The 19,471-nt window shown below is 72.3% G+C and carries 17 protein-coding genes; 8 read left to right on the forward strand and 9 right to left on the reverse strand.

Annotated features, from left to right (window positions below; all coding sequences use genetic code 11):
- The 4 genes from A949_RS0109935 to A949_RS0109950 all read right to left on the reverse strand — a co-directional run bounded on the left by A949_RS0109935 (position 1) and on the right by A949_RS0109950 (position 3,995).
- Positions 1-1,242: a hypothetical protein gene (locus A949_RS0109935; protein ID WP_019355857.1), complete on the reverse strand. Its 1,242-nt coding sequence runs from the start codon at positions 1,240-1,242 to the stop codon at positions 1-3.
- Positions 1,224-2,003, reverse strand: a complete 780-nt coding sequence (locus A949_RS0109940; RefSeq protein WP_019355858.1) for an ABC transporter ATP-binding protein — start codon at positions 2,001-2,003, stop codon at positions 1,224-1,226. The genes A949_RS0109935 and A949_RS0109940 overlap by 19 nt, the downstream gene beginning before the upstream one ends.
- Before the next feature lie 139 nt (positions 2,004-2,142).
- Entirely contained in the window at positions 2,143-3,522 is a 1,380-nt protein-coding gene (locus tag A949_RS0109945) for an aspartate aminotransferase family protein (RefSeq protein ID WP_078565381.1), read from the reverse strand.
- Positions 3,507-3,995, reverse strand: coding sequence for an Lrp/AsnC family transcriptional regulator (locus A949_RS0109950; RefSeq protein WP_086022648.1), 489 nt, complete (start codon positions 3,993-3,995; stop codon positions 3,507-3,509). The genes A949_RS0109945 and A949_RS0109950 overlap by 16 nt, the downstream gene beginning before the upstream one ends.
- 171 nt (positions 3,996-4,166) lie before the next feature.
- Between A949_RS0109950 and A949_RS0109955 the strand changes: the two genes are divergently transcribed.
- Positions 4,167-5,600: a gamma-aminobutyraldehyde dehydrogenase gene (locus A949_RS0109955; protein ID WP_019355861.1), complete on the forward strand. Its 1,434-nt coding sequence runs from the start codon at positions 4,167-4,169 to the stop codon at positions 5,598-5,600.
- Positions 5,601-5,741: 141 nt separating this feature from the next.
- Here the strand turns inward: A949_RS0109955 and A949_RS0109960 are convergent, their stop codons facing one another.
- The 3 genes from A949_RS0109960 to A949_RS0109970 all read right to left on the reverse strand — a co-directional run bounded on the left by A949_RS0109960 (position 5,742) and on the right by A949_RS0109970 (position 7,960).
- Positions 5,742-6,098 (reverse strand): zinc-ribbon domain-containing protein, encoded by a 357-nt coding sequence (locus A949_RS0109960; protein WP_019355862.1) that lies wholly within the window; start codon positions 6,096-6,098, stop codon positions 5,742-5,744.
- 72 nt (positions 6,099-6,170) lie between these two features.
- Entirely contained in the window at positions 6,171-6,926 is a 756-nt protein-coding gene (locus tag A949_RS0109965; protein WP_019355863.1) for a glycerophosphodiester phosphodiesterase, read from the reverse strand.
- Positions 6,923-7,960 carry an adenosine deaminase gene (locus tag A949_RS0109970; protein ID WP_019355864.1) on the reverse strand — a complete coding sequence of 346 codons (1,038 nt, stop codon included), beginning with the start codon at positions 7,958-7,960 and terminating at the stop codon, positions 6,923-6,925. Before A949_RS0109970 ends, A949_RS0109965 begins: the two co-directional genes overlap by 4 nt.
- Positions 7,961-8,245: 285 nt before the next feature.
- Here A949_RS0109970 and A949_RS33020 point away from each other — a divergent pair, with 285 nt between their 5' ends.
- From A949_RS33020 to A949_RS0110005, 7 genes are all read left to right on the forward strand, one after another.
- The gene (locus tag A949_RS33020; RefSeq protein WP_019355865.1) at positions 8,246-8,743 is read left to right on the forward strand and encodes a DUF4190 domain-containing protein; all 498 of its coding nucleotides are present in this window, start codon (positions 8,246-8,248) and stop codon (positions 8,741-8,743) included.
- Between the two features lie 298 nt (positions 8,744-9,041).
- Positions 9,042-10,565: an aminobutyraldehyde dehydrogenase gene (locus A949_RS0109980; protein WP_019355866.1), complete on the forward strand. Its 1,524-nt coding sequence runs from the start codon at positions 9,042-9,044 to the stop codon at positions 10,563-10,565.
- 89 nt (positions 10,566-10,654) lie between these two features.
- Complete coding sequence (locus tag A949_RS0109985; protein WP_019355867.1) at positions 10,655-11,896, forward strand: polyamine ABC transporter substrate-binding protein; 1,242 nt, start codon at positions 10,655-10,657, stop codon at positions 11,894-11,896.
- Positions 11,897-11,944: 48 nt separating this feature from the next.
- The gene (locus tag A949_RS0109990; RefSeq protein ID WP_019355868.1) at positions 11,945-13,111 is read left to right on the forward strand and encodes an ABC transporter ATP-binding protein; all 1,167 of its coding nucleotides are present in this window, start codon (positions 11,945-11,947) and stop codon (positions 13,109-13,111) included.
- The gene (locus A949_RS0109995) at positions 13,108-14,076 is read left to right on the forward strand and encodes an ABC transporter permease (protein ID WP_019355869.1); all 969 of its coding nucleotides are present in this window, start codon (positions 13,108-13,110) and stop codon (positions 14,074-14,076) included. The genes A949_RS0109990 and A949_RS0109995 overlap by 4 nt, the downstream gene beginning before the upstream one ends.
- Entirely contained in the window at positions 14,076-14,942 is an 867-nt protein-coding gene (locus tag A949_RS0110000) for an ABC transporter permease subunit (protein ID WP_019355870.1), read from the forward strand. Before A949_RS0109995 ends, A949_RS0110000 begins: the two co-directional genes overlap by 1 nt.
- A 202-nt stretch (positions 14,943-15,144) precedes the next feature.
- Positions 15,145-16,575, forward strand: coding sequence for an NAD(P)/FAD-dependent oxidoreductase (locus tag A949_RS0110005; protein WP_019355871.1), 1,431 nt, complete (start codon positions 15,145-15,147; stop codon positions 16,573-16,575).
- Between the two features lie 114 nt (positions 16,576-16,689).
- On the opposite strand, the gene A949_RS0110010 is transcribed toward A949_RS0110005, so the two are convergent.
- The gene (locus A949_RS0110010; protein WP_019355872.1) at positions 16,690-17,274 is read right to left on the reverse strand and encodes a phosphatase PAP2 family protein; all 585 of its coding nucleotides are present in this window, start codon (positions 17,272-17,274) and stop codon (positions 16,690-16,692) included.
- 602 nt (positions 17,275-17,876) lie between these two features.
- On the reverse strand, positions 17,877-19,235 hold the full coding sequence (gene gabT, locus A949_RS0110015) for a 4-aminobutyrate--2-oxoglutarate transaminase (RefSeq protein WP_019355873.1): 1,359 nt from the start codon (positions 19,233-19,235) through the stop codon (positions 17,877-17,879).
- Positions 19,236-19,471: the final 236 nt, after the last annotated feature.

The raw sequence follows: 19,471 nt of genomic DNA on the forward strand, positions 1-19,471 counted from the left end.
TCAGCCCGTGGGCAGTGCCGTCAACAGCCCGCCGGCCGCCACGAGCGGCGCGCACACCGCCGCGGTGGCGGCGGCTCGCAGCAGTGCCACACCCCGGCCCAGCTGTCGCGGCGCCCCGAGGCGGTCCAGCAGCTCCCGGACGGGGGCACGGCCGCGCCGGACCCGGGCGAGCGCGGCCAGCCCGGCCGCGGCAGTACAGCATCCGGTCAGGGCAGCGGCGAGTACCAGCAGCGGGCCGGGAGCGGGCAGCCCGGCTCCGGTCAGGTGGGCCCGGACGACCGCGACCAGTGCCGCCGCCACCGCGCTCAGCGCACCCAGCGGACGACCGGCGACGGCCGCTTCGCGGACGAGTGAGCGGCCGGCCAGCAGCCGCACCGGGCCCGGTCGGGCGACCCCCAGCAGATGCCCGCTCAGGGCCACCAGTCCGGGGCCGGCCACCACCAGGCCCACTCCGATGAGCGTCCATCCGGCGGCGAACGGCCAGCCCGCCACGGCACCGGGAAGTTCCGCCGGGACCCGGGCGCCGCGGCCGGTGCCGCGCGCCGCATGCGCCGCCAGCAGCAGGCCCGCCGTTCCGGTCAGCAGGCCGGAGACCGCTTGCAGGGCGCTGCGCAGCAGTCCGGCGCGGTACGGGGTGCCCGTACCGTCCCGCCGGGCCGATTCCGCAGCGCGGCGGCTGTCCGTGACCCGCCCGGAACCCGACGGCTCGGGGGCCGCGGCGCCGGGCCGGGCACCCCAGGCGGCTGCGAGGGCGGCCACCGCCGGGAGCACGCTCAGCAGCGTCACGGCGGCGGGGACGGGGAGCGGGGGGCCCTGCAGCGGCAGCAGGGCCGACGGGCGGGGCAGGTTCAGTACCGACAGCGAGCCGCCCGCGCTCTCGACGCCTCCCCGTACGGTCAGCAGGAGCGTCAGCGCGCTGCCCGCCAGGCCGGGTACCGCGGCGGTGCGTGCGGCCAGCAGCGGCAGCCTGGCCGGTCCCAGCCCGGCGGCGTGCAGGCCGAGCCGGGTCCCGGCCCGGGGTTCGGTGCGCCCGAGGACCGCGGCCGGCTGCGCGGTGGCGGCGAGGGGGATCAGGCACCACAGCAGCCGGGTCAGGACGGCCACCCGGTGCCCGGGGTGTTCCAGGGCGTAGGAGAGCGCGGCGAGCAGCAGCAGGCCGCCGCCGGCGGAGGCGCACAGCAGCAGCAGGCGGAGCAGCAGCGCCGCGGGCGTCGCGGTGAGCGTCAGACGGAGAGTGAGCACGCAGCCGCGCCTTCCGGTCCTGCGGACACCGCGGCCGGGGCGCCGGGCGCGGGGGTGCGCGCCCGGCGGCCGTCGGTGAGGGCGACGATGCGGTCGGCGAGCGCGGCGCCGGTCGCCTCCGCGGTGCGTGCCGCCTGGTCGAGTGCGAAGTCGTGCCCGGCGAGGAGGACGGTGATGCCCTGCGAGCGGGCCGCGGCGCTGAGCGCCCGCAGTACTTGGGCGCGGTCGGTCTGGTGCAGGGGTGCCGTGGGCTCGTCGGCGAAGAGCACCGTGGGGGAGTGGACCAGTGCCCGGGCCACGGCGACGCGCTGGCGCTGGGCCTGCCGGAGCGCGGGCGGCCGCTTGCCGGCGCAGTCCGCGACGTCCAGCCGCTCCAGCCAGGAGCACGCCGTGCTGCGGGCCGTGCGGTATCCGTCCCCCTGCAGCAGGAGGGGGAGCGCGGCGTTCTCCCAGGCGGTCAGTTCGGGGACGAGACGCGGGGTGCTGTCGATCCAGCCGAAGCGGTGCAGCCGCAGCCGCTCCCGCGCTGCCCGGCCGAGGGTGTGCACGGGGGCGCTGTTGAACCACACCTCGCCCTGGTCCGGCAGCAGCTGCCCGGACATGCAGCGCAGCAGTGTGGTCTTCCCGCTGCCCCGCGGCCCTGTGACGGCGAGGATCTCGCCTTCCCGGACGCCGAGCGAGACGCCTTGCAGCGCGGGTGAGCCGTCGTGGGCGTAGTGCAGTCCTCGCGCCCAGAGCACGTCGTCCGGCGGGGCGGCCATGGGGCACCTCCACTCAACATCGCGAGCCGTCATTCCCTCTGGAGGGTGAAACGAGGGGCGGGGGCATCGGTCACTGGATCGATGCCCCCGCCCCTCGTGCGGCCCTGTGCGGGTCGGGTGTCGTGCTCCGCGGTACGGCTCAGAGCTTCGTCCACGCCTCCGTGAGGACGGAGCGGAGGATCTGCTCGGCCTCGTCGAAGACCTTCTGGTCGGAGATCAGCGGCGGGGCGAGCTGGACGACCGGGTCGCCCCGGTCGTCGGCGCGGCAGTAGAGGCCGTTCTCGAAGAGCGCCTTGGACAGGAAGCCGTACAGGACGCGCTCGGACTCCTCTTCGGTGAACGTCTCCTTGGTGGCCTTGTCCTTGACGAGTTCGATGCCGTAGAAGAACCCGTTGCCGCGCACGTCGCCGACTATGGGCAGGTCGTGCAGCTTCTGCAGGGTGCTGAAGAAGCCGGCCTCGTTGTCGAGCACGTGCTGGTTGAGGCCCTCGCGCTCGAAGATGTCGAGGTTGGCCAGCGCGACGGCGGCCGAGACGGGGTGGCCGCCGAAGGTGTACCCGTGCAGGAACGTGCTGTCACCGTGGTAGAAGGGCTCGGCGATCCGGTCGGAGATGACCGCGGCCCCTATCGGCGAGTAGCCGGAGGTCATGCCCTTGGCGCAGGTGATGATGTCGGGCACGTAGCCGAACTTGTCGCAGGCGAAGACGGTGCCCAGCCGCCCGAAGGCGCAGATCACCTCGTCCGACACGAGCAGCACGTCGTACTGGTCGCAGATCTCCCGGACCCGCTGGAAGTAGCCGGGCGGCGGCGGGAAGCAGCCGCCCGCGTTCTGCACCGGTTCCAGGAAGACCGCGGCCACGGTCTCCGGGCCCTCGAAGAGGATCTGCTGCTCGATCTGGTCGGCGGCCCAGCGGCCGAACGCCTCGGGGTCGTCGCCGTGGATCGGGGCGCGGTAGATGTTGGTGTTGGGCACCTTGTGCGCGCCGGGGACCAGCGGCTCGTAGGGGGCCTTGAGCGCGGGCAGCCCGGTGATGGCCAGGGCGCCCTGCGGGGTGCCGTGGTAGGCGACGGCGCGGGAGATGACCTTGTGCTTGAGCGGGTTGCCGGTCAGCTTGTGATAGTGCTTCGCCAGCTTCCACGCCGTCTCGACGGCCTCGCCGCCGCCGGTGGTGAAGAAGACCTTGTTCAGGTCGCCCGGGGCGTGCTGCGCGAGGCGCTCGGCCAGCTCGACGGCCTTGGGATGCGCATAGGACCAGATGGGGAAGAAGGCGAGGTCCTGGGCCTGCTTGTTGGCGGCCTCGGCCAGCTCGGCGCGGCCGTGCCCCGCCTGGACGACGAACAGGCCCGCCAGACCGTCGAGGTAGCGCTTGCCGTCGGTGTCGTAGATGTAGACGCCCTCGCCGCGGGCGATCGTCGGAACCGGCGCGTTCTGGTACGACGACATGCGGGTGAAGTGCATCCACAGGTGGTCGTTGGCGGTGCGGGAGAGGTCCTTGCTCACTGTTATCGCGTTCCCCATGTGTAGGTCTGCTTGCGCAGCTTGAGGTAGACGAAGCTCTCCGTCGAGCGCACGCCCGGCAGGGTCCGGATGCGTTTGTTGATCAGTTCGAGGAGATGGTCGTCGTCGTGGCACACGATCTCGACGAGCAGATCGAACGAGCCCGCCGCGATGACGACGTAGTCGACCTCGTCGAGCCCGGCGAGCGCGTCGGCGACCGGTTCGACGTCCCCGTCGACCGTGACGCCGAGCATCGCCTGGCGCATGAAGCCGACGGTGAGCGGATCGGTCACGGCGACGATCTGCATGACGCCCTGCTCCTGGAGCTTCTGGACGCGCTGCCGCACGGCCGCCTCGGAAAGCCCGACGGCTTTGCCGATGGCGGCGTACGGGCGCCGTCCGTCCTCCTGGAGCTGTTCGATGATTGCCAGGGACACGGCATCCAGGGACGAGGAGCCTGCTGTCTTCTTCGAGTCGCGAGCCACGGGTGCCACTGTGCATGAGACATCCGCCGTCCCGCAACCCTTGAGCGATGTAATCCGCAGCCAATCGACTGACTCGGCACTGATTCCGTTGTTCAGCGGCGGTGGGCGTATCGAAAACGTTGCTCGGCCGGTTAGGGTGGCGGTCTCACCCATTGGACAACGGAGCAGGAGGGGTGCGAAGTGACCACCGAGCTGCGTCGACTGCGCAACTACATCGACGGGGAGTTCAGGGACGCCGCGGACGGCCGGACCACCGAGGTGGTCAACCCGGCGACGGGTGCGGCGTACGCCACGGCGCCGCTGTCCGGCGCCGCCGACGTCGACGCCGCGATGGCCGCCGCCGAAGCCGCCTTCCCCGCCTGGCGGGACGCCACGCCCGGCACCCGCCAGCAGGCCATCCTCAAGATCGCCGACGCGCTGGAGGCGCGCGCCGACGAGTTCCTCGCCGTCGAGTGCGAGAACTGCGGCAAGCCGCTGGAGCTGACCCGGCAGGAGGAACTGCCGATGATGCTCGACCAGATCCGCTTCTTCGCTGGTGCCGCCCGGATGCTCGACGGCAAGGCGGCGGGCGAGTACATGGAGGGCCTGACCTCGTTCGTGCGGCGCGAGCCGATCGGCGTGTGCGCCCAGGTCGCCCCGTGGAACTACCCGGCGATGATGGCCGTGTGGAAGTTCGCCCCGGCTCTCGCGGCGGGCAACACGGTCGTGCTCAAGCCCTCCGACACCACCCCGGCCTCCACGGTCTTCCTGGCCGAGCTGATGGGCGCGATCCTGCCCAAGGGCGTCTTCAACGTCGTGTGCGGCGACCGGGACACCGGGCGGCTGCTCGTCGAGCACAAGACCCCGGCGATGGCCTCCATCACCGGCTCGGTACGGGCCGGCATGGAGGTCGCCGCCAGCGGCGCCAAGGACCTCAAGCGCGTCCACCTGGAGCTGGGCGGCAAGGCCCCCTGCGTCGTCTTCGACGACGCGGACATCCCGGCGGCCGTCGAGGGCATCCGGGACGGCGGCTTCTTCAACGCCGGCCAGGACTGCACGGCGGCCACCCGGGTGCTCGTCCAGGAAGGCGTCCACGACGAGTTCGTGCAGGCCCTGGCCAAGGCCGCGGCCGAGGTCAGGACCGGCGACCTGAGCGACGAGGACTGCTTCTACGGCCCGCTGAACAACCCGACCCACCTGGAGAAGGTGGCGGGCTTCATCGACCGCCTCCCCGCGCACGCCAAGGTCGAGGCGGGCGGCGAGCGGGTCGGCGACCAGGGCTACTTCTACGCACCCACCGTCGTCTCCGGCCTCAAGCAGGACGACGAGATCATCCAGAACGAGGTCTTCGGACCGGTGATCACCGTCCAGAAGTTCACCGACGAGGCGCAGGCCGTCGAGTGGGCCAACGACGTGGAGTACGCGCTGGCCTCCTCGGTGTGGACCACCGACCACGGCACCGCCATGCGGATGTCCAGGGTCCTGGACTTCGGCTGCGTGTGGATCAACACCCACATCCCGCTCGTCGCCGAGATGCCGCACGGAGGCTTCAAGAAGTCCGGCTACGGCAAGGACCTGTCGATGTACGGCCTGGAGGACTACACGCGGGTCAAGCACGTCATGACGGCACTGTGAGCCGACCCTGCGGCGGGGGCGGCGCCCCCGCCGCAGGGCCGCGGCCACACCCGCGACAGGCCCGCACCCCGACCGGGGGCGGGCCTGTCCGCCGGGCACGGGCGGCTCCCGCCGGAGCGGCCCGTGCCCGGACTCAGGACTTCAGGACTGGTAAGGGTTCTGCGGCCCGCGGTCGGCGAAGGGGTTCTGGCCCTGCGCGCCCGGCTGCTGCGGAACACCGGCCACCGCCTGCCCAGCCGCACCCGCGGCCGGAGCCCCGCCCTGCCCCTGGCCGAGCAGCTGCTCGGCGCTCTCCTTGGAGATCTCGGTGTGCGCGCCGCAGAAGGTGCACTGGAGAGAGTGCTTCGCGGGTGCGATCGGGAACAGCGGGATGAAGAAGAGCGAGAACTTCGTCACCCGCTTGCGCAGCGCGTGCGCCGCCGGGTTGCCGCAGAACCCGCAGAGCAGGTTGAGCATGGCGAGCTGCATCAGCTTGCTGCTGGTACCGAAGATGATCACGCTGGTTCCATTCACGAGTGCGTAGCGAGCGGATATGAGCCAATCACCCGCCGACGTCCTCCGGAAGCCGGTTCATGTAACAGGCGTGCGCCAACTCCGTGTGTGCCGCGGCCTGTCCAGCGCGCGCACCAGTCGCGCGACATGGTTGCTGGTGATCCCGTCCACCCCCAGCGCGGCGAGCCTGCGCATGGTGCGTACCCGGTCGGCCGTCCACGCGGAGACCAGCCGCCCGTCCGCGTGCGCACGGGCGACCAGTTCCGGGGTGAGCAGTCCGAAGCGGTAGTTGAGCCAGCGCGGCCGCAGCTCCGCGAGCAGCGTCGGCCGCACCGGCGCCGCGCGCTCCCAGGTGAGGGCCAGTTCGGCACCCGGCGACACGGCGCGCACCCGCCGCATCGCCTCCGGGCCGCCGCAGTAGTAGACGCGGTCGGCCGCGTCCGCGGCCCGCACGGCCGCGACCGCGGCCGCCACCGCGCCGGGATCGGGCAGATCGACCAGGGTGCGGACCCCGCGGGTGGCCGCGAGCGCGTCGGTGAGCGCGGGCACGCCGGGAGCCAGCTCGGTCAGCCGTTCACGGCTGACCGTCCCCACGGCGGCATCGTGCCCCCACAGCCGCTCCAGGGTGCGGTCGTGCAGCACCACGGGCACCCCGTCCCGGGTGAGCCGCACATCCAGTTCCACGGCGTCGGCCCCCGCGGCCACGGCGGCGCGGAAGGACGGCAGGGTGTTCTCGCGTGCGGCCCAGGGCGCGCCCCGGTGCGCCACCGCGGCCGGCCGGCGGCCCGGGGGAGCCGCCGCGGGCCGGTCCGCTCCGGCCGGTTCTCCGGTCATCCCGTACGCTGCCAGGCTGCCAGGTGGGCGTCGATCTCCTCGCACAGCCGGGCCTTGCCGCCCTCGTCCAGGAAGGACACCCGCACCGCGTTCCTGGCCAGCGCGGCCACTTCCGCCGCGTCCAGGCCCAGCAGCTTCGCCGCGATGCCGTACTCGGTGTTGAGGTCGGTGCCGAACATCGGCGGGTCGTCGCTGTTGATGGTGACCAGCACCCCCGCCTTGACCATCTCGGCGACGGGATGGTCGGCGAGGGACTCCACCGCGCGGGTCGCGATGTTCGAGGTAGGACAGACCTCCAGCGGAATCCCGCGCTCGGCCAGGTGCTCCAGCAGCCGCGGGTCCTGGACGGCGCTCGTGCCGTGGCCGATGCGTTCGGCCCGCAGCGAGGTGAGCGCGTCCCAGATCGTGCCCGGACCCGTCGTCTCCCCCGCGTGCGGGACGCTGTGCAGCCCGGTGGCCAGCGCCCGGTCGAAGTAGGGCTTGAACTGCGGGCGGGGCACCCCGATCTCCGGACCGCCGAGCCCGAAGGAGACCAGCCCGTCCGGGGCCAGCGCGGTGGCGATCCGCGTCGTCTCCTCGGCCGCCTCCAGTCCCGCCTCGCCCGGGATGTCGAAGGTCCAGCGCAGCACCACGCCCAGTTCCCGCTCGGCGGAGCGGCGGGCGTCCTCGATGGCCTCCAGGAAGGCGCCGTCGGGGATGCCGCGGCTCACCGAGCTGTAGGGCGTCACGGTCAGTTCCGCGTACCGGATCGACTGCCGCGCCATGTCGCGGGCGATCTCGTAGGTCAGCAGGCGCACGTCCTCGGCGTCCCGGACCAGGTCCACGACCGAGAGGTAGACCTGGATGAAGTGCGCGAAGTCGGTGAACGTGAAGTAGTCGGCGAGGGCCTCGGGGTCCGTCGGCACGCCCGCCTCCGGATGGCGGGCCGCGAGTTCGGCCACGATCCGCGGCGAGGCGGAGCCGACATGGTGCACATGCAGCTCCGCCTTGGGCAGCCCTGCGATGAAGGCGGCCAGATCTGAGGATTCGGACAAGGGATGCCTCCGGCTCCGTTGCGGGTCCGGTCATCGTAGGCGCCCCGGTGCCGGACGTGTGTCCGAGCAGCCGCATAGCATGAGGTGAAGGGACCATGTGGAGGGAGAGGGGACGCGATGGACAAGGGGGCGGGACCGCTGCCGCCTGCCGGAGCGCCCGGGCAGCCGAGCGGGGGGAGCGACGACGGTCAGGGGAGCGGTAAGCCGCCTCCGATACCCCCGGCGCCGGACGGCCCGGGCCGCTCCTACGGCGTACCAACCGCGGCGGGGTACCCACCGCAGGGCGTGCCCGCGGCACCGGGGCCGCACGGCTACGGCGGCGGGCCGCCGGGGTACGGGGCGGCGGGCGGATACCCGGGCCACGGCGCCCGGCCCGGCGCGGGCGGCGGCTACGGCGCGGGAGCCTACGCGCCGTACGGCTGGTACGGACCGCCGCCGCCGGTCGGCAAGTCGGTGGCCGCCATGGTGGTCGGTATCGGCAGCGTGGTGCTGGTTCTGACCTGCTGGGGGAGTTTCCTCGCCGTCCTCTCCTCCCCCGTCGCGCTGGTCCTGGGCGTCAGCGCGCGGCGCGCGGTGGCCAGGGGGGAGCAGGGCGGCAGCGGGCAGGCGACGGCGGGGTTCGTCCTCGGCATCGTCGGACTGGCGCTGGCGGTGCTCGTCAGCACGCTCCTGATCCTCGGCCTGACGGTCTGGTCGGACGATTCCGGCGGCGGGCCGGGGGGTGGCGACGGCGACTCCTTCGACGCCCGGGGCACCCGTGCGCCGGTCGCGGCGGTGCGCTGAGCGGACTTCCCGAGCAGCACGGCGAGGGGCGGCCTTCCACGGAGTGCGGAGGGCCGCCCCTCGCCGTGCCCTGCCCTTTCCCGCCGTCCGGCCGCCGGCGGCGCCGTGGGAGGCGGAAGCCCGATGCGGGTATCGATTCCGTGGCGTAATCAAAAGATAACTACGGAATCCCTTGTTGGATGCGCGGAGCCCTGCCAGGATCTGCTGCCAACAGCGGTCTGGGCCACGGTGCCGCTTGATGCGAACCGTGCCGCGGAGCCGCCGGAGCACGCCGCACCCCGCAGTGTCAGGAGTCCCGATGGTCCAGCGCTTCGATGTGTCCGAACGGTTCGCCGCGGGCGCCCAGTACGTCGCCGGCCGGCTCGGCCCCGGCACCTCCGGCCGCTCGCACGCCGTCGTCGACCCCGCGACCGGTGCGGAGGTGCACCGGTTCGAGCTGGCCGGCGCGGCCGACATCGACGCCGCGGTCGGCGCCGCCCGTGCGGCCCTGCCCGGCTGGGCCGGCGCCACGCCCGCCGAGCGCTCGGAGGCCATGCACCGCTGGGCCGCCCGGCTCGCCACGCTGACCGACGAGTTCGTGTACGCCGAGTCGCTGCAGTGCGGCAAACCGCTCAAGCTCTCCGCCGAGTTCGACATCCCGGGCTCGTTCGACAACGTCGCCTTCTTCGCGGGATCAGCCCGGCACCTCGCCGGTGCGGCGGCCGCCGAGTACAGCGGGGAGCACACCTCCTCCGTCCGGCGGGAGCCGCTGGGTGTCATCGGATCCATCGCGCCGTGGAACTACCCGCTGCAGATGGCGGCCTGGAAGATCCTCCCGGCCGTCGCGGCGGGCAACACCATCGTCCTCAAGCCTTCCGAGCTCACGCCGCTCACCTCCGTGATGTTCGCGCAGGCCGCGGAGGAGGCGGGGGTCCCGGCCGGGGTGATCAACATCGTCACCGGCGCCGGGCCGGACGCGGGCGAGGCGCTCGTCGCCCACCCCGGGGTGGCCATGACCTCCTTCACCGGCTCCACGGCCGTCGGCAGGCGGGTGGCCGAGATCGCCACCACGGCCTCCCGTCCCGCCAAGCGCCTGCACCTCGAACTCGGCGGCAAGGCGCCGTTCCTGGTGTTCGACGACGCGGACCTGGCCGCGGCGGCACACGGCGCGGTCGCGGGCGCTCTGATCAACAGCGGTCAGGACTGCACGGCGGCGACCCGCGCCTACGTCCAGCGCCCGCTCTACGACGCCTTCGTGGAGGCTGTCGCCGAACTGATGAACGGGGTTCGTGTCGGTGACCCGTTCGCGGCCGACACGGACCTGGGTCCGCTGATCTCCCATGCGCAACGCGACCGGGTGGCCGGCTTCGTCGACCGGGCCCGCTCCTACGCCACCGTCGTCACCGGGGGCGAGGCGCCGGGCGGGGAACTCGCCCGCGGCGCCTACTACCGTCCGACGCTCCTCACCGACGCTCCGCAGGACAGCGAGGCCGTCCAGCAGGAGATCTTCGGCCCGGTGCTCGTCGTCCTGCCCTTCGACACCGACGACGAGGGGATCGCGCTGGCCAACGACACGCCCTACGGGCTCGCCGCCTCCGCCTGGAGCCGGTCGGTCTTCCGCACCGGGCGCGCCGCGCGAGAGCTCCAGGCCGGCTGCGTGTGGCTCAACGACCACATCCCGATCATCAGCGAGATGCCGCACGGCGGATACAAGGCCTCCGGCTACGGCAAGGACATGTCCGCCTTCTCGTTCGAGGAATACACCCAGATCAAGCACGTGATGGCCGAGACGACCGGCACCGTGCGCAAGGACTGGCACCGAACGGTCTTCGGCGACCGCTGACGACCCCGGGCCCGAGCTGACACCCCCTGCCGCCCCCGGGGTGCCCGACCCCGATCCCGCCCCGCCCCCTTCCAGGAAGGCGGTCCCCCATGGACCTGTTCGAAGGACTGCCGGAGCCCGTCGCCAAGGCGTGGGAACGCAGTCTGACCGGTGGCCGCGCCGCGATGTCCCGGCGCCGGCTGCTGCGCGCCGCCTCCCTCGCCGCGGCCGGCTCCACCCTCGCCGCGTGCGGAATCCCGCCGGCGGTCGGCGACAAGAGCGGCAACGCGCCCGAGGACGCCCCCGACCACTCCCGCGAGGAGAAGGTCCTCAACTTCGCCAACTGGCCCCTCTACATCGATGTCGACGAGAAGAACAAGAAGAAGCGTCCCACTCTCGACCGCTTCCAGCGCGAGAGCGGGATCAAGGTGAAATACATCGAGGACATCAACGACAACAACGAGTTCTACGGCAAGATCAAGCCGCAGCTCGCCGCAGGCCAGGACACCGGCCGCGACCTGGTGTGCCTCACCGACTGGATGGCTGGCCGCATCATCCGGCAGGGCTGGGCGCAGCGCCTGGACCCGGCGAACCTGCCGCACGCCGTCACCAACCTGGAGGACCGATTCCGCGCGGCCGCCCACGATCCCGGACGGCAGTACAGCTACCCCTGGGCGGGCACGGCCTGCGTCGTCGCGTACAACAAGAAGGCCACCAAGGGGAAGAGGGTCACCAGCGTCACCCAACTGCTGGAGGACGATTCCCTCAAGGGCCGGATATCCATGCTGACGGAGATGACCGACACCATCGGGCTGACCATGCTCGACATGGGGGTCGACTCCGAGCACTTCTCGGCGGACGACTTCGACGCCGCCGTCGCCCGGATCCAGAAGGCCGTCGACCGCAGGCAGCTGCGGCGCTTCAGCGGCAACGACTACATGGACGAGCTCAACTCCGGTGACATCGCCGCCTGCCTGGCATGGGCCGGGGACGTCGTACAGCTCCAGCTCGACAACCCGGACGTGGAGTTCGCCGTCCCCGACAAGGGATACCTCTTCGGCACGGACGACCTGCTCGTTCCCGCCAAGGCCCGGCACCGCGGCAACGCCGAGGCACTGATCGACTACTACTACCAGCCCAGGGAGGCCGCCGAGCTGGCTGCCTGGGTCAACTACATCTGCCCGGTCACCGGTGCCCAGGCCGAGATGGAGAAGATCGACAAAGAGCTGGCCGACGCTCCGCTGATCTTCCCCGACGCGCGCATGATCGCCAAGGGGAAGAACTTCCGGCCGATGAGCGCCAAGGAAGAAGCCCGCTACGAGGAGAAGTTCTCCAAGCTCATCGGGGCCTGAGCCGCCCGCGTCCCTGTCCGCGCCAGCCCGCATCCCCGAGGACCGGCCATGACCATCACCCTTTCCGGTATCAGCAAGACCTTCGGCGACGTCACCGCCGTCCAGCCGCTCGACCTCACGGTTCCCGAGGGGACGTTCTTCGCCCTGCTGGGCGCCTCCGGCTGCGGCAAGACCACCACACTGCGCATGATCGCGGGCCTGGAGGAGCCGACCTCCGGCAGCATCCTGCTGGGCGACGAGGACATCACCCACCTCCCGCCCCACAAACGCCCCGTCAACACCGTCTTCCAGAACTACGCGCTCTTCCCGCACCTGGACGTCGCGGAGAACGTCGCCTTCGGACTGCGCCGCCGCGGGGTGAAGTCGGTCCGCAAGCAGGTCGCGGAGATGCTCGACCTCGTCCAGCTCGGCGACATGGCCCGCCGCAGACCCCGGCAGCTCTCCGGCGGACAGCAGCAGCGCGTCGCCCTCGCCCGGGCCCTGATCAACCGCCCCCAGGTCCTGCTCCTGGACGAGCCGCTGGGCGCCCTGGACCTCAAGCTGCGCCGCCAGATGCAGCTCGAGCTCAAGCGCATCCAGACCGAGGTCGGCATCACCTTCGTGCACGTCACCCACGACCAGGAAGAGGCCATGACCATGGCCGACGGCGTGGCCGTGATGCACGGCGGGCGTGTCGTCCAACTCGGACCGCCCGCCGATCTGTACGAGAACCCGCGCTCCACCTTCGTCGCCAACTTCCTGGGCACCTCCAACCTGATCGAGGCCGAACTGCTCTCCGACGCCGGGAACGCTTCCCCGGACGGTGCCGGAGACGGCACCGAGATGCGGGTCAAGGTGGTGGAGACCGGCGACCCGCTCCGGCTGCCCGCGGCCCGCTGTTCGGCCGAGGGGCTGCCCCCGGGCGGCAGAGTGCTGGTCGGCGTGCGGCCGGAGAAGATCTCCCTCGCCTGTACCGACGAGGCGGGCACGGTCCCCCCTGAGGTCCCCGACGGCCGCAACCGGCTCACCGGCCGGATCCGGGAAGCCGGCTATCTGGGCGTCTCCTGGCAGTACCTCGTCGAAACCCCGGCCTGCGAACTCACCGTCTACGAGCAGAACGTGGAGCGCGACAGCCGGCTCGCGCCGGGCGCGCACGTCGTCCTGCACTGGCGGCCCGCGCACACCTTCGCACTCGACGCGGACCAGGACGCACGTGCGGGGGAGGAGGCCCTGTGACCGCCGTGGCCACACCCCCGCCCGCCGGCCCCGCGCCCGGTGCGGCGCCGGGCACCGGCCAGGAGCCCGGCACCGCGGACTCCGCGGCCGGCGGACGACGGCCGCGGCGCGGACTGACCCCCTACTGGCTGCTGCTGCCCGCCGGGCTCTGGCTCGCGGTCTTCTTCGTCGCCCCGCTCTTCTACCAGGCGTCCACCTCGGTGCAGAGCGGCTCGCTGGAGGAGGGCTTCCGCGTCACCTGGCAGTTCTCGAACTACACCGACGCGCTGGGCACCTACGGCGAACACTTCCTCCGCTCGTTCGGCTACGCGGCCGTCGCGACGGCACTGTGCCTGCTCATCGGCTATCCGCTGGCGTACATGATCGCCCTCCGGGCCGGGCGCTGGCGCAACCTGCTGCTGGTCCTGGTGATCGCCCCGTTCTTCACCAGCTTCCTCATCCGCACCCTGGCCTGGAAGACGATCCTCTCCGACGGCGGCCCCGTCGTGTCCGTCCTGAGCTCCCTGCACATCCTGGACGTGACCGGCTGGCTGGGACTGACCGGTGCCGACCGCGTCCTGGCCACCCCGCTGGCCGTGGTCTGCGGACTGACGTACAACTTCCTGCCCTTCATGATCCTGCCGCTCTACAGCTCCCTGGAGCGGATGGACACCTCGCTGCTCGAAGCGGCCCGGGACCTGTACGCCACACCGTCGACGACGTTCCGGAAGGTGACCTTCCCGCTCTCTCTTCCCGGGGTGGTCGCGGGCACGCTGCTCACCTTCATCCCGGCGTCCGGCGACTACATCAACGCCCAGCTCCTCGGCTCGCCCAACGAGCAGATGGTGGGCAACGCCATCCAGAAGCAGTTCCTGAACGTTCTCGACTACCCGACGGCGGCAGCGATGTCCTTCATCCTGATGGCGCTCATCCTGATCATGGTCAGCGGCTATCTGCGCAAGGCGGGGACGGAGGAACTGGTCTGATGACCCCGACTCCGCCCCCGACCGCCCCGACCGCGGCTGCGCGTGCCGCGGCCCGTCCCGGGCCGTTCGCGGCAGCACTGCGGCTGCTGCGCCGGAACGCCGTCGTCCTGGTGGGATGCGCGGCCCTGGCCTGTCTGCTGGTGCCCAACCTGGTCGTCCTGCTGTTCTCCTTCAACAAGCCGGCCGGCCGCTTCAACTACACCTGGCGCACCTTCTCCACCGATGCCTGGACCGACCCGTGCAGCGTCGCCGGGATGTGCGACGCGCTCGGACTCAGCCTGCAGATCGCGGCGCTGGCCACCCTGATCGCCACGGCCTTCGGCACGTTCGCCGCCTTCGCGCTGGCGCGCTACCGCTTCCGGGGCAAGAGCACCACCAACGCACTGATCTTCCTGCCGATGGCCATGCCCGAAGTCGTGATGGGCGCCTCCCTCGGCACCCTCTTCCTCAACACCCGCGTCGAGTTCGGGTTCATGACGATTCTGATCGCGCATGTCATGTTCTGCCTGAGCTTCGTCGTGGTCGCCGTCAAGGCCCGGGTGATGAGCATGGATCCCCGCCTGGAGGAGGCCGCCCGCGACCTCTACGCGGGCCCCTTCCAGACGTTCTGGCGCGTCACCCTGCCGCTCGCCGCACCGGGAATCGCCTCCGGCGCCATGCTCAGCTTCGCCCTCTCGTTCGACGACTTCATCATCACCCAGTTCAACGCGGGTCCCTCGACGGTCACTTTCCCCATGTTCGTCTGGGGCGCGGCACAGCGCGGCGTCCCCGTGCAGGTCAACGTGATCGGCTCGGCGATGTTCGGGCTGGCGCTGGTGATCGTGCTGGCAGGGCAGCTCGCGGCCAACCGCCGCGGGAAGCCGTGAGGATCGCCTCCCGGTGCACCGCGCGCAGCCGGCCCCGGCACCCCGGTCGGCACCCTGTCCGGCGGCGCCGGACCTACGACGCGGCACCGCCCCCGGGCGTACGACGCGGCGCCGCCCCTGGCGCGCGCCGCGCGGAGCCGCCAGGAAGAAGGACGACCATGAACGACCCCGGGACCGCACACCTGAGTACGACGAGGAGTCGATGACCGTGAGTGACGCCGTGGCCTCTTCTACTGCTCTCCGCTCCCTCGCCGACGCCCTGCCCACCCCCTTCTGGCTGGACGACCCGGCCCACCGCCCCGAGCGCCGCCCGGCACTCGTCGGCGACGAGCACTGCGACCTGCTGGTGGTCGGAGGCGGCTACAGCGGCCTGTGGACCGCGCTGCTCGCCAAGGAACGGAACCCCGCCCGCGACGTGGTGCTCGTGGAGAGCGAGGAGGTCGGCTGGGCCGCCTCCGGACGCAACGGCGGCTTCTGCGCCGCCTCGCTCACCCACGGTTTCGGCAACGGCCTCGCCCGCTGGCCCGAGGAGATCGCCGAACTCGAACGGCTGGGCCGGCGCAACCTGGACGCCATCCAGGAAGCCGTCTCCCGCTACGCCATCGACTGCGACTTCGAGCGCACCGGCGAAATCGCCCTGGCCACCGAGCCCCACCAGGTCGCCGAACTGGAGGAATGGGCGCAGCAGGCCGAGGCGCTCGGCGTGGGCGACGGGCTGACCCTGCTCGGCCGGGACGCGGTGCGCGCCGAAGCCGACTCGCCGACCTTCCTGGCCGGACTCTGGGACCGCACCGGAGTCGCCATGGTCAACCCCGCCCGCCTCGCCTGGGGCCTCAAGCGCGCCTGCGAACAGGCCGGCGTCCGCATCCACGAGCACACCCCCGCGACCCGGCTGGACACCCGCGGCGCCGAGATCGCCGTCGGCACTCCCTACGGCCGGGTGCACGCCCGCAGCGTCGCCCTGGGCACCAACGCCTTCCCCTCGCTGCTGCGCCGGGTGCGGCCCTACATCGCCCCCGTCTACGACTACGCGCTGATGACCGAACCGCTTGACGAGGAGCAGCGGGCGGCGGTCAACTGGCACAACCGCCAGGGCCTCAGCGACAGCGCCAACCACTTCCACTACTTCCGCATCACCACGGACCACCGCATCCTGTGGGGCGGCTACGACGTCCTCTACCACTACGGCAGCCGGATCTCCCGCGACTACCACCAGCGCCCCGAGACCTTCGCCAAGCTCGCCCGGCACTTCTTCCGCTGCTTCCCGCAGCTCGAGGGACTGCGCTTCACCCACAGCTGGGGCGGCGTCATCGACACCTGCTCGCGCTTCTCCCCGTTCTTCGGCACCGCCGCCGACGGCCGCGTCGGCTACGCCGCGGGCTTCACCGGGCTCGGCGTCGGTGCCACCCGGTTCGGTGCCGAGGTCGTGCTCGACCTGCTCGCGGGCGAGCCCACCGAGCGCACCGCGCTGCGGATGGTGCGCAAGAAGCCGCTCCCGTTCCCGCCGGAGCCGGTCCGCTGGGCCGGGATCGGCCTCACCCAGTGGTCGCTGGCCCGCTCCGACGCGCAGGCCGGACGCCGCAACCTGTGGCTGAAGGCCCTGGACAAGGTGGGCATGGGTTTCGACAGCTGACGGTACCGCCGGCGTCTCCGGCGGGAGGGCGCCCGCCGTGCCTCAGCCCCCGGCCGGCGGCGCCCGGCGGGCCCGTGGCGGGTTCCGGCCGCACGGCACCCTGCTGCCGTGCGGTCACGGCCCGCCGGAGCGTGGCAGGCGGGCGCCGAGCCCCGGCCGGTGTGCGGCCACGAAGGCCCCACACAGCAGCAACACGCTCAGACACCAGCCCGCCAGCACGTCCAGCGGCCAGTGGTACCCCCGCCACACCAGCCCGAGCCCGTTCCCGACCACCAGGGCGACGACCAGCGTCCCCGCCGCTCGGCGCGCCGCGGGGGAGAGTCCGCCGCTCAGCACGAGCAGCGCGCCGCCGCACACCGCCGCCGTGGTGGCGGCGTGCCCGGACGGATAGAAGCCCCCACCGCCGGACGGGCCGGCGCGGTCCGTCCACATCTTCAGGCCCAGCACCAGGGGAACCATCAGCGCCACGGCTGCCCCGTAGCACACCACCGGCCACCACCGGCGACCCCTCGAACGCAGCAGCGACAGCACCATCGCGGCGGCGAGCAGCGGCAACGCCACCTCCGGATTGCCCAGATCCGCGAGCGCCTCGGCCGGCATCCGCGGGGGCGCCGCCCGGCGCACGGCCGCGCCCAGCTCCTCGTCCCGGCCGACCAGCGCACCCTTCACCAACACCTGCCAGGTGCCCAGAAGCAGCACGAGAGCGCACAGGCCGCAGGCGGATACCAGCAGCGGCCGACGGCGGTGCGATGCTCCGGAGCCCGGAGGAGGCGTGAGCGTGGCCGGCCGCCCGGGAACCGGGGGGACAGCTCCAGGGCGGCCGTGTCGACCGGGTTCCCGCCGGTCCCGGGGGGTGTGGGACAAGCGGCTATCCGATCGGTGAGGAACGTGCGCGAGGGCACGACCGGGCCTGTCTTGGGGAGCGCCCGGCTCGGACCGGGGGCCCGGAGGTGGCCCTCCGCGCCGCCCGGCGACTCAAGAAACCGTACGGCAGCGGCCCGGGCCCCGACAGGCGCATTACGCACCGGACATCGGCCCCGCACACATTCTTCACCGCTGCTGCTCCCCTGCTGGTCACCGCCCGCTGGGGCGGTACGCGGCGCCGGTGAGCGCGCGTCCCGACCACGCTACCGGCCCCGGACGCGGCCGGAGGGAGGACCGGCCGCCCGGACGACCGGTCCTCCCGTCCCCCTGCGCGGCCGCGCGCCGCGCACCACCCCGCCGAACCGCCGCGAGCCGTCGGCCGGGGGGGAAGACCGGCCGACGGCTCGCTCGACAGGGCTCGGCGAGCCCCCGGGCCCTCACAGCCCGGCGACCGCCTCCTCCAGGACGTCGAGACCCTCGTTGAGCAGGTCCTCGCCGATGACCAGCGGCGGCAGGAAGCGCACGACGTTGCCGTAGGTGCCGGTCGTCAGGACGAGCAGGCCCTGCTGGTGGCATGCCTTCGCGAGCGCCGCGGTGGCCTCCGGGTTGGGCTCCTTGCCGCCCGGCTTCACCAGCTCGAGGGCGAGCATGGCGCCCCGGCCGCGGACATCGCCGATGATCCCGGAACTCTCCGCCAGCTTCTCCAGCCGCGGCTTCATGATCTCCTCGATGCGCCGCGCCTTGGCGGGGAGGTCGAGCTCGCGCATCGTCTCGATGGATCCGAGCGCGGCCGCGCACGCCACCGGGTTGCCGCCGTAGGTGCCGCCCAGCCCGCCGCTGTGCGCGGCGTCCATGATGTCGGCCCGGCCGGTGACCGCGGCCAGCGGCATACCGCCCGCGATGCCCTTCGCGGTGGTGATCAGGTCCGGCACGAGGCCCTCGTCCTCGCAGGCGAACCACTGGCCGGTGCGACAGAAGCCGGACTGGATCTCGTCCGCGACGAAGACGATGCCGTTGTCCCGCGCGAACTGCTGGATGCGCGGCAGGAAGCCCTTCGCCGGGACGATGAAGCCGCCCTCGCCCAGCACCGGTTCGATGATGATCGCGGCGACGTTGTCGGGGCCGATCTGCTTGGTGATCTGGTCGATCGCCTGGGCCGCGGCCTCCTCGGCGCAGTTCTCCGGGCCGGTCAGCCAGCGGTAGGGGTAGGCGACCGGGACGCGGTAGACCTCGGGCGCGAACGGGCCGAAGCTGTGCTTGTACGGCATGTTCTTCGAGGTGAGCGCCATCGTCAGGTTGGTGCGGCCGTGGTAGCCGTGGTCGAACACCACGACGGCCTGGCGGCCGGTGTGCGCGCGGGCGATCTTGACAGCGTTCTCCACCGCCTCGGCGCCGGAGTTGAACAGCGCGCTCTTCTTGGCGTGGTCGCCCGGGGTGACCGCGGCCAGCTCCTCGCAGACCCGCACATAGGGCTCGTAGGGAACGACCATCGCGCAGGTGTGGGTGAAGTCGTTGAGCTGCTCCGTCGCCCGGCGCACGACCGCCTCGGCGCTGTTGCCGACCGAGGTCACGGCGATACCGGAGCCGAAGTCGATGAAGGAGTTGCCGTCCACGTCCTCCAGGACGCCACCGCCGGCGCGGCGCGCGAAGACCGGCAGCACCGTCCCGATGCCGTTGGCGACCGAGGCCTGCTTGCGGGCCATCAGCTCCTGCGACACGGGCCCGGGGACAGCGGTGACCACACGCCGCTCCTGGGGGAGGGAAGGCCCTCCGGACAGTTCCGTCTTTCCGGTCATAGCGCACTCCTCGGGAGGAACGGGTGTCTGGCACTTCGCAGGCTAGGGGCACGCGGACGGAGGACACATGCACCGCTCCGGAGAAGTGCGGACCGCGTGTTGGCCACGACGGACATAGGTGCGCGGGTGGCGGCACGCCCGCCCGCGCTCGGCCCCCTCCGCCGGGTGCCGGCGCCCGCCCTGCCCGGCCGCCCGCGGCCAGGTGTGGGCCCCGGCCCCGGCGATCCCGCCGACAG

This window comes from Streptomyces sp. AA1529 (genome assembly GCF_000280905.1).
In the GTDB taxonomy this organism is placed as follows: domain Bacteria; phylum Actinomycetota; class Actinomycetes; order Streptomycetales; family Streptomycetaceae; genus Streptomyces.

What these genes read in the sequence shown, in the direction of transcription:
- A949_RS0109940 (WP_019355858.1), bottom strand. Translation starts at nt 2,003, where the DNA reads ATGGCCGCCCCGCCGGACGACGTGCTCTGGGCGCGAGGACTGCACTAC.
- A949_RS0109945 (WP_078565381.1), bottom strand. Translation starts at nt 3,522, where the DNA reads ATGGGGAACGCGATAACAGTGAGCAAGGACCTCTCCCGCACCGCCAAC.
- A949_RS0109965 (WP_019355863.1), bottom strand. Translation starts at nt 6,926, where the DNA reads ATGACCGGAGAACCGGCCGGAGCGGACCGGCCCGCGGCGGCTCCCCCG.
- A949_RS0109980 (WP_019355866.1), top strand. Translation starts at nt 9,042, where the DNA reads ATGGTCCAGCGCTTCGATGTGTCCGAACGGTTCGCCGCGGGCGCCCAG.
- A949_RS0109985 (WP_019355867.1), top strand. Translation starts at nt 10,655, where the DNA reads ATGGACCTGTTCGAAGGACTGCCGGAGCCCGTCGCCAAGGCGTGGGAA.
- A949_RS0109990 (WP_019355868.1), top strand. Translation starts at nt 11,945, where the DNA reads ATGACCATCACCCTTTCCGGTATCAGCAAGACCTTCGGCGACGTCACC.
- A949_RS0110000 (WP_019355870.1), top strand. Translation starts at nt 14,076, where the DNA reads ATGACCCCGACTCCGCCCCCGACCGCCCCGACCGCGGCTGCGCGTGCC.
- A949_RS0110005 (WP_019355871.1), top strand. Translation starts at nt 15,145, where the DNA reads ATGACCGTGAGTGACGCCGTGGCCTCTTCTACTGCTCTCCGCTCCCTC.
- gabT (WP_019355873.1), bottom strand. Translation starts at nt 19,235, where the DNA reads ATGACCGGAAAGACGGAACTGTCCGGAGGGCCTTCCCTCCCCCAGGAG.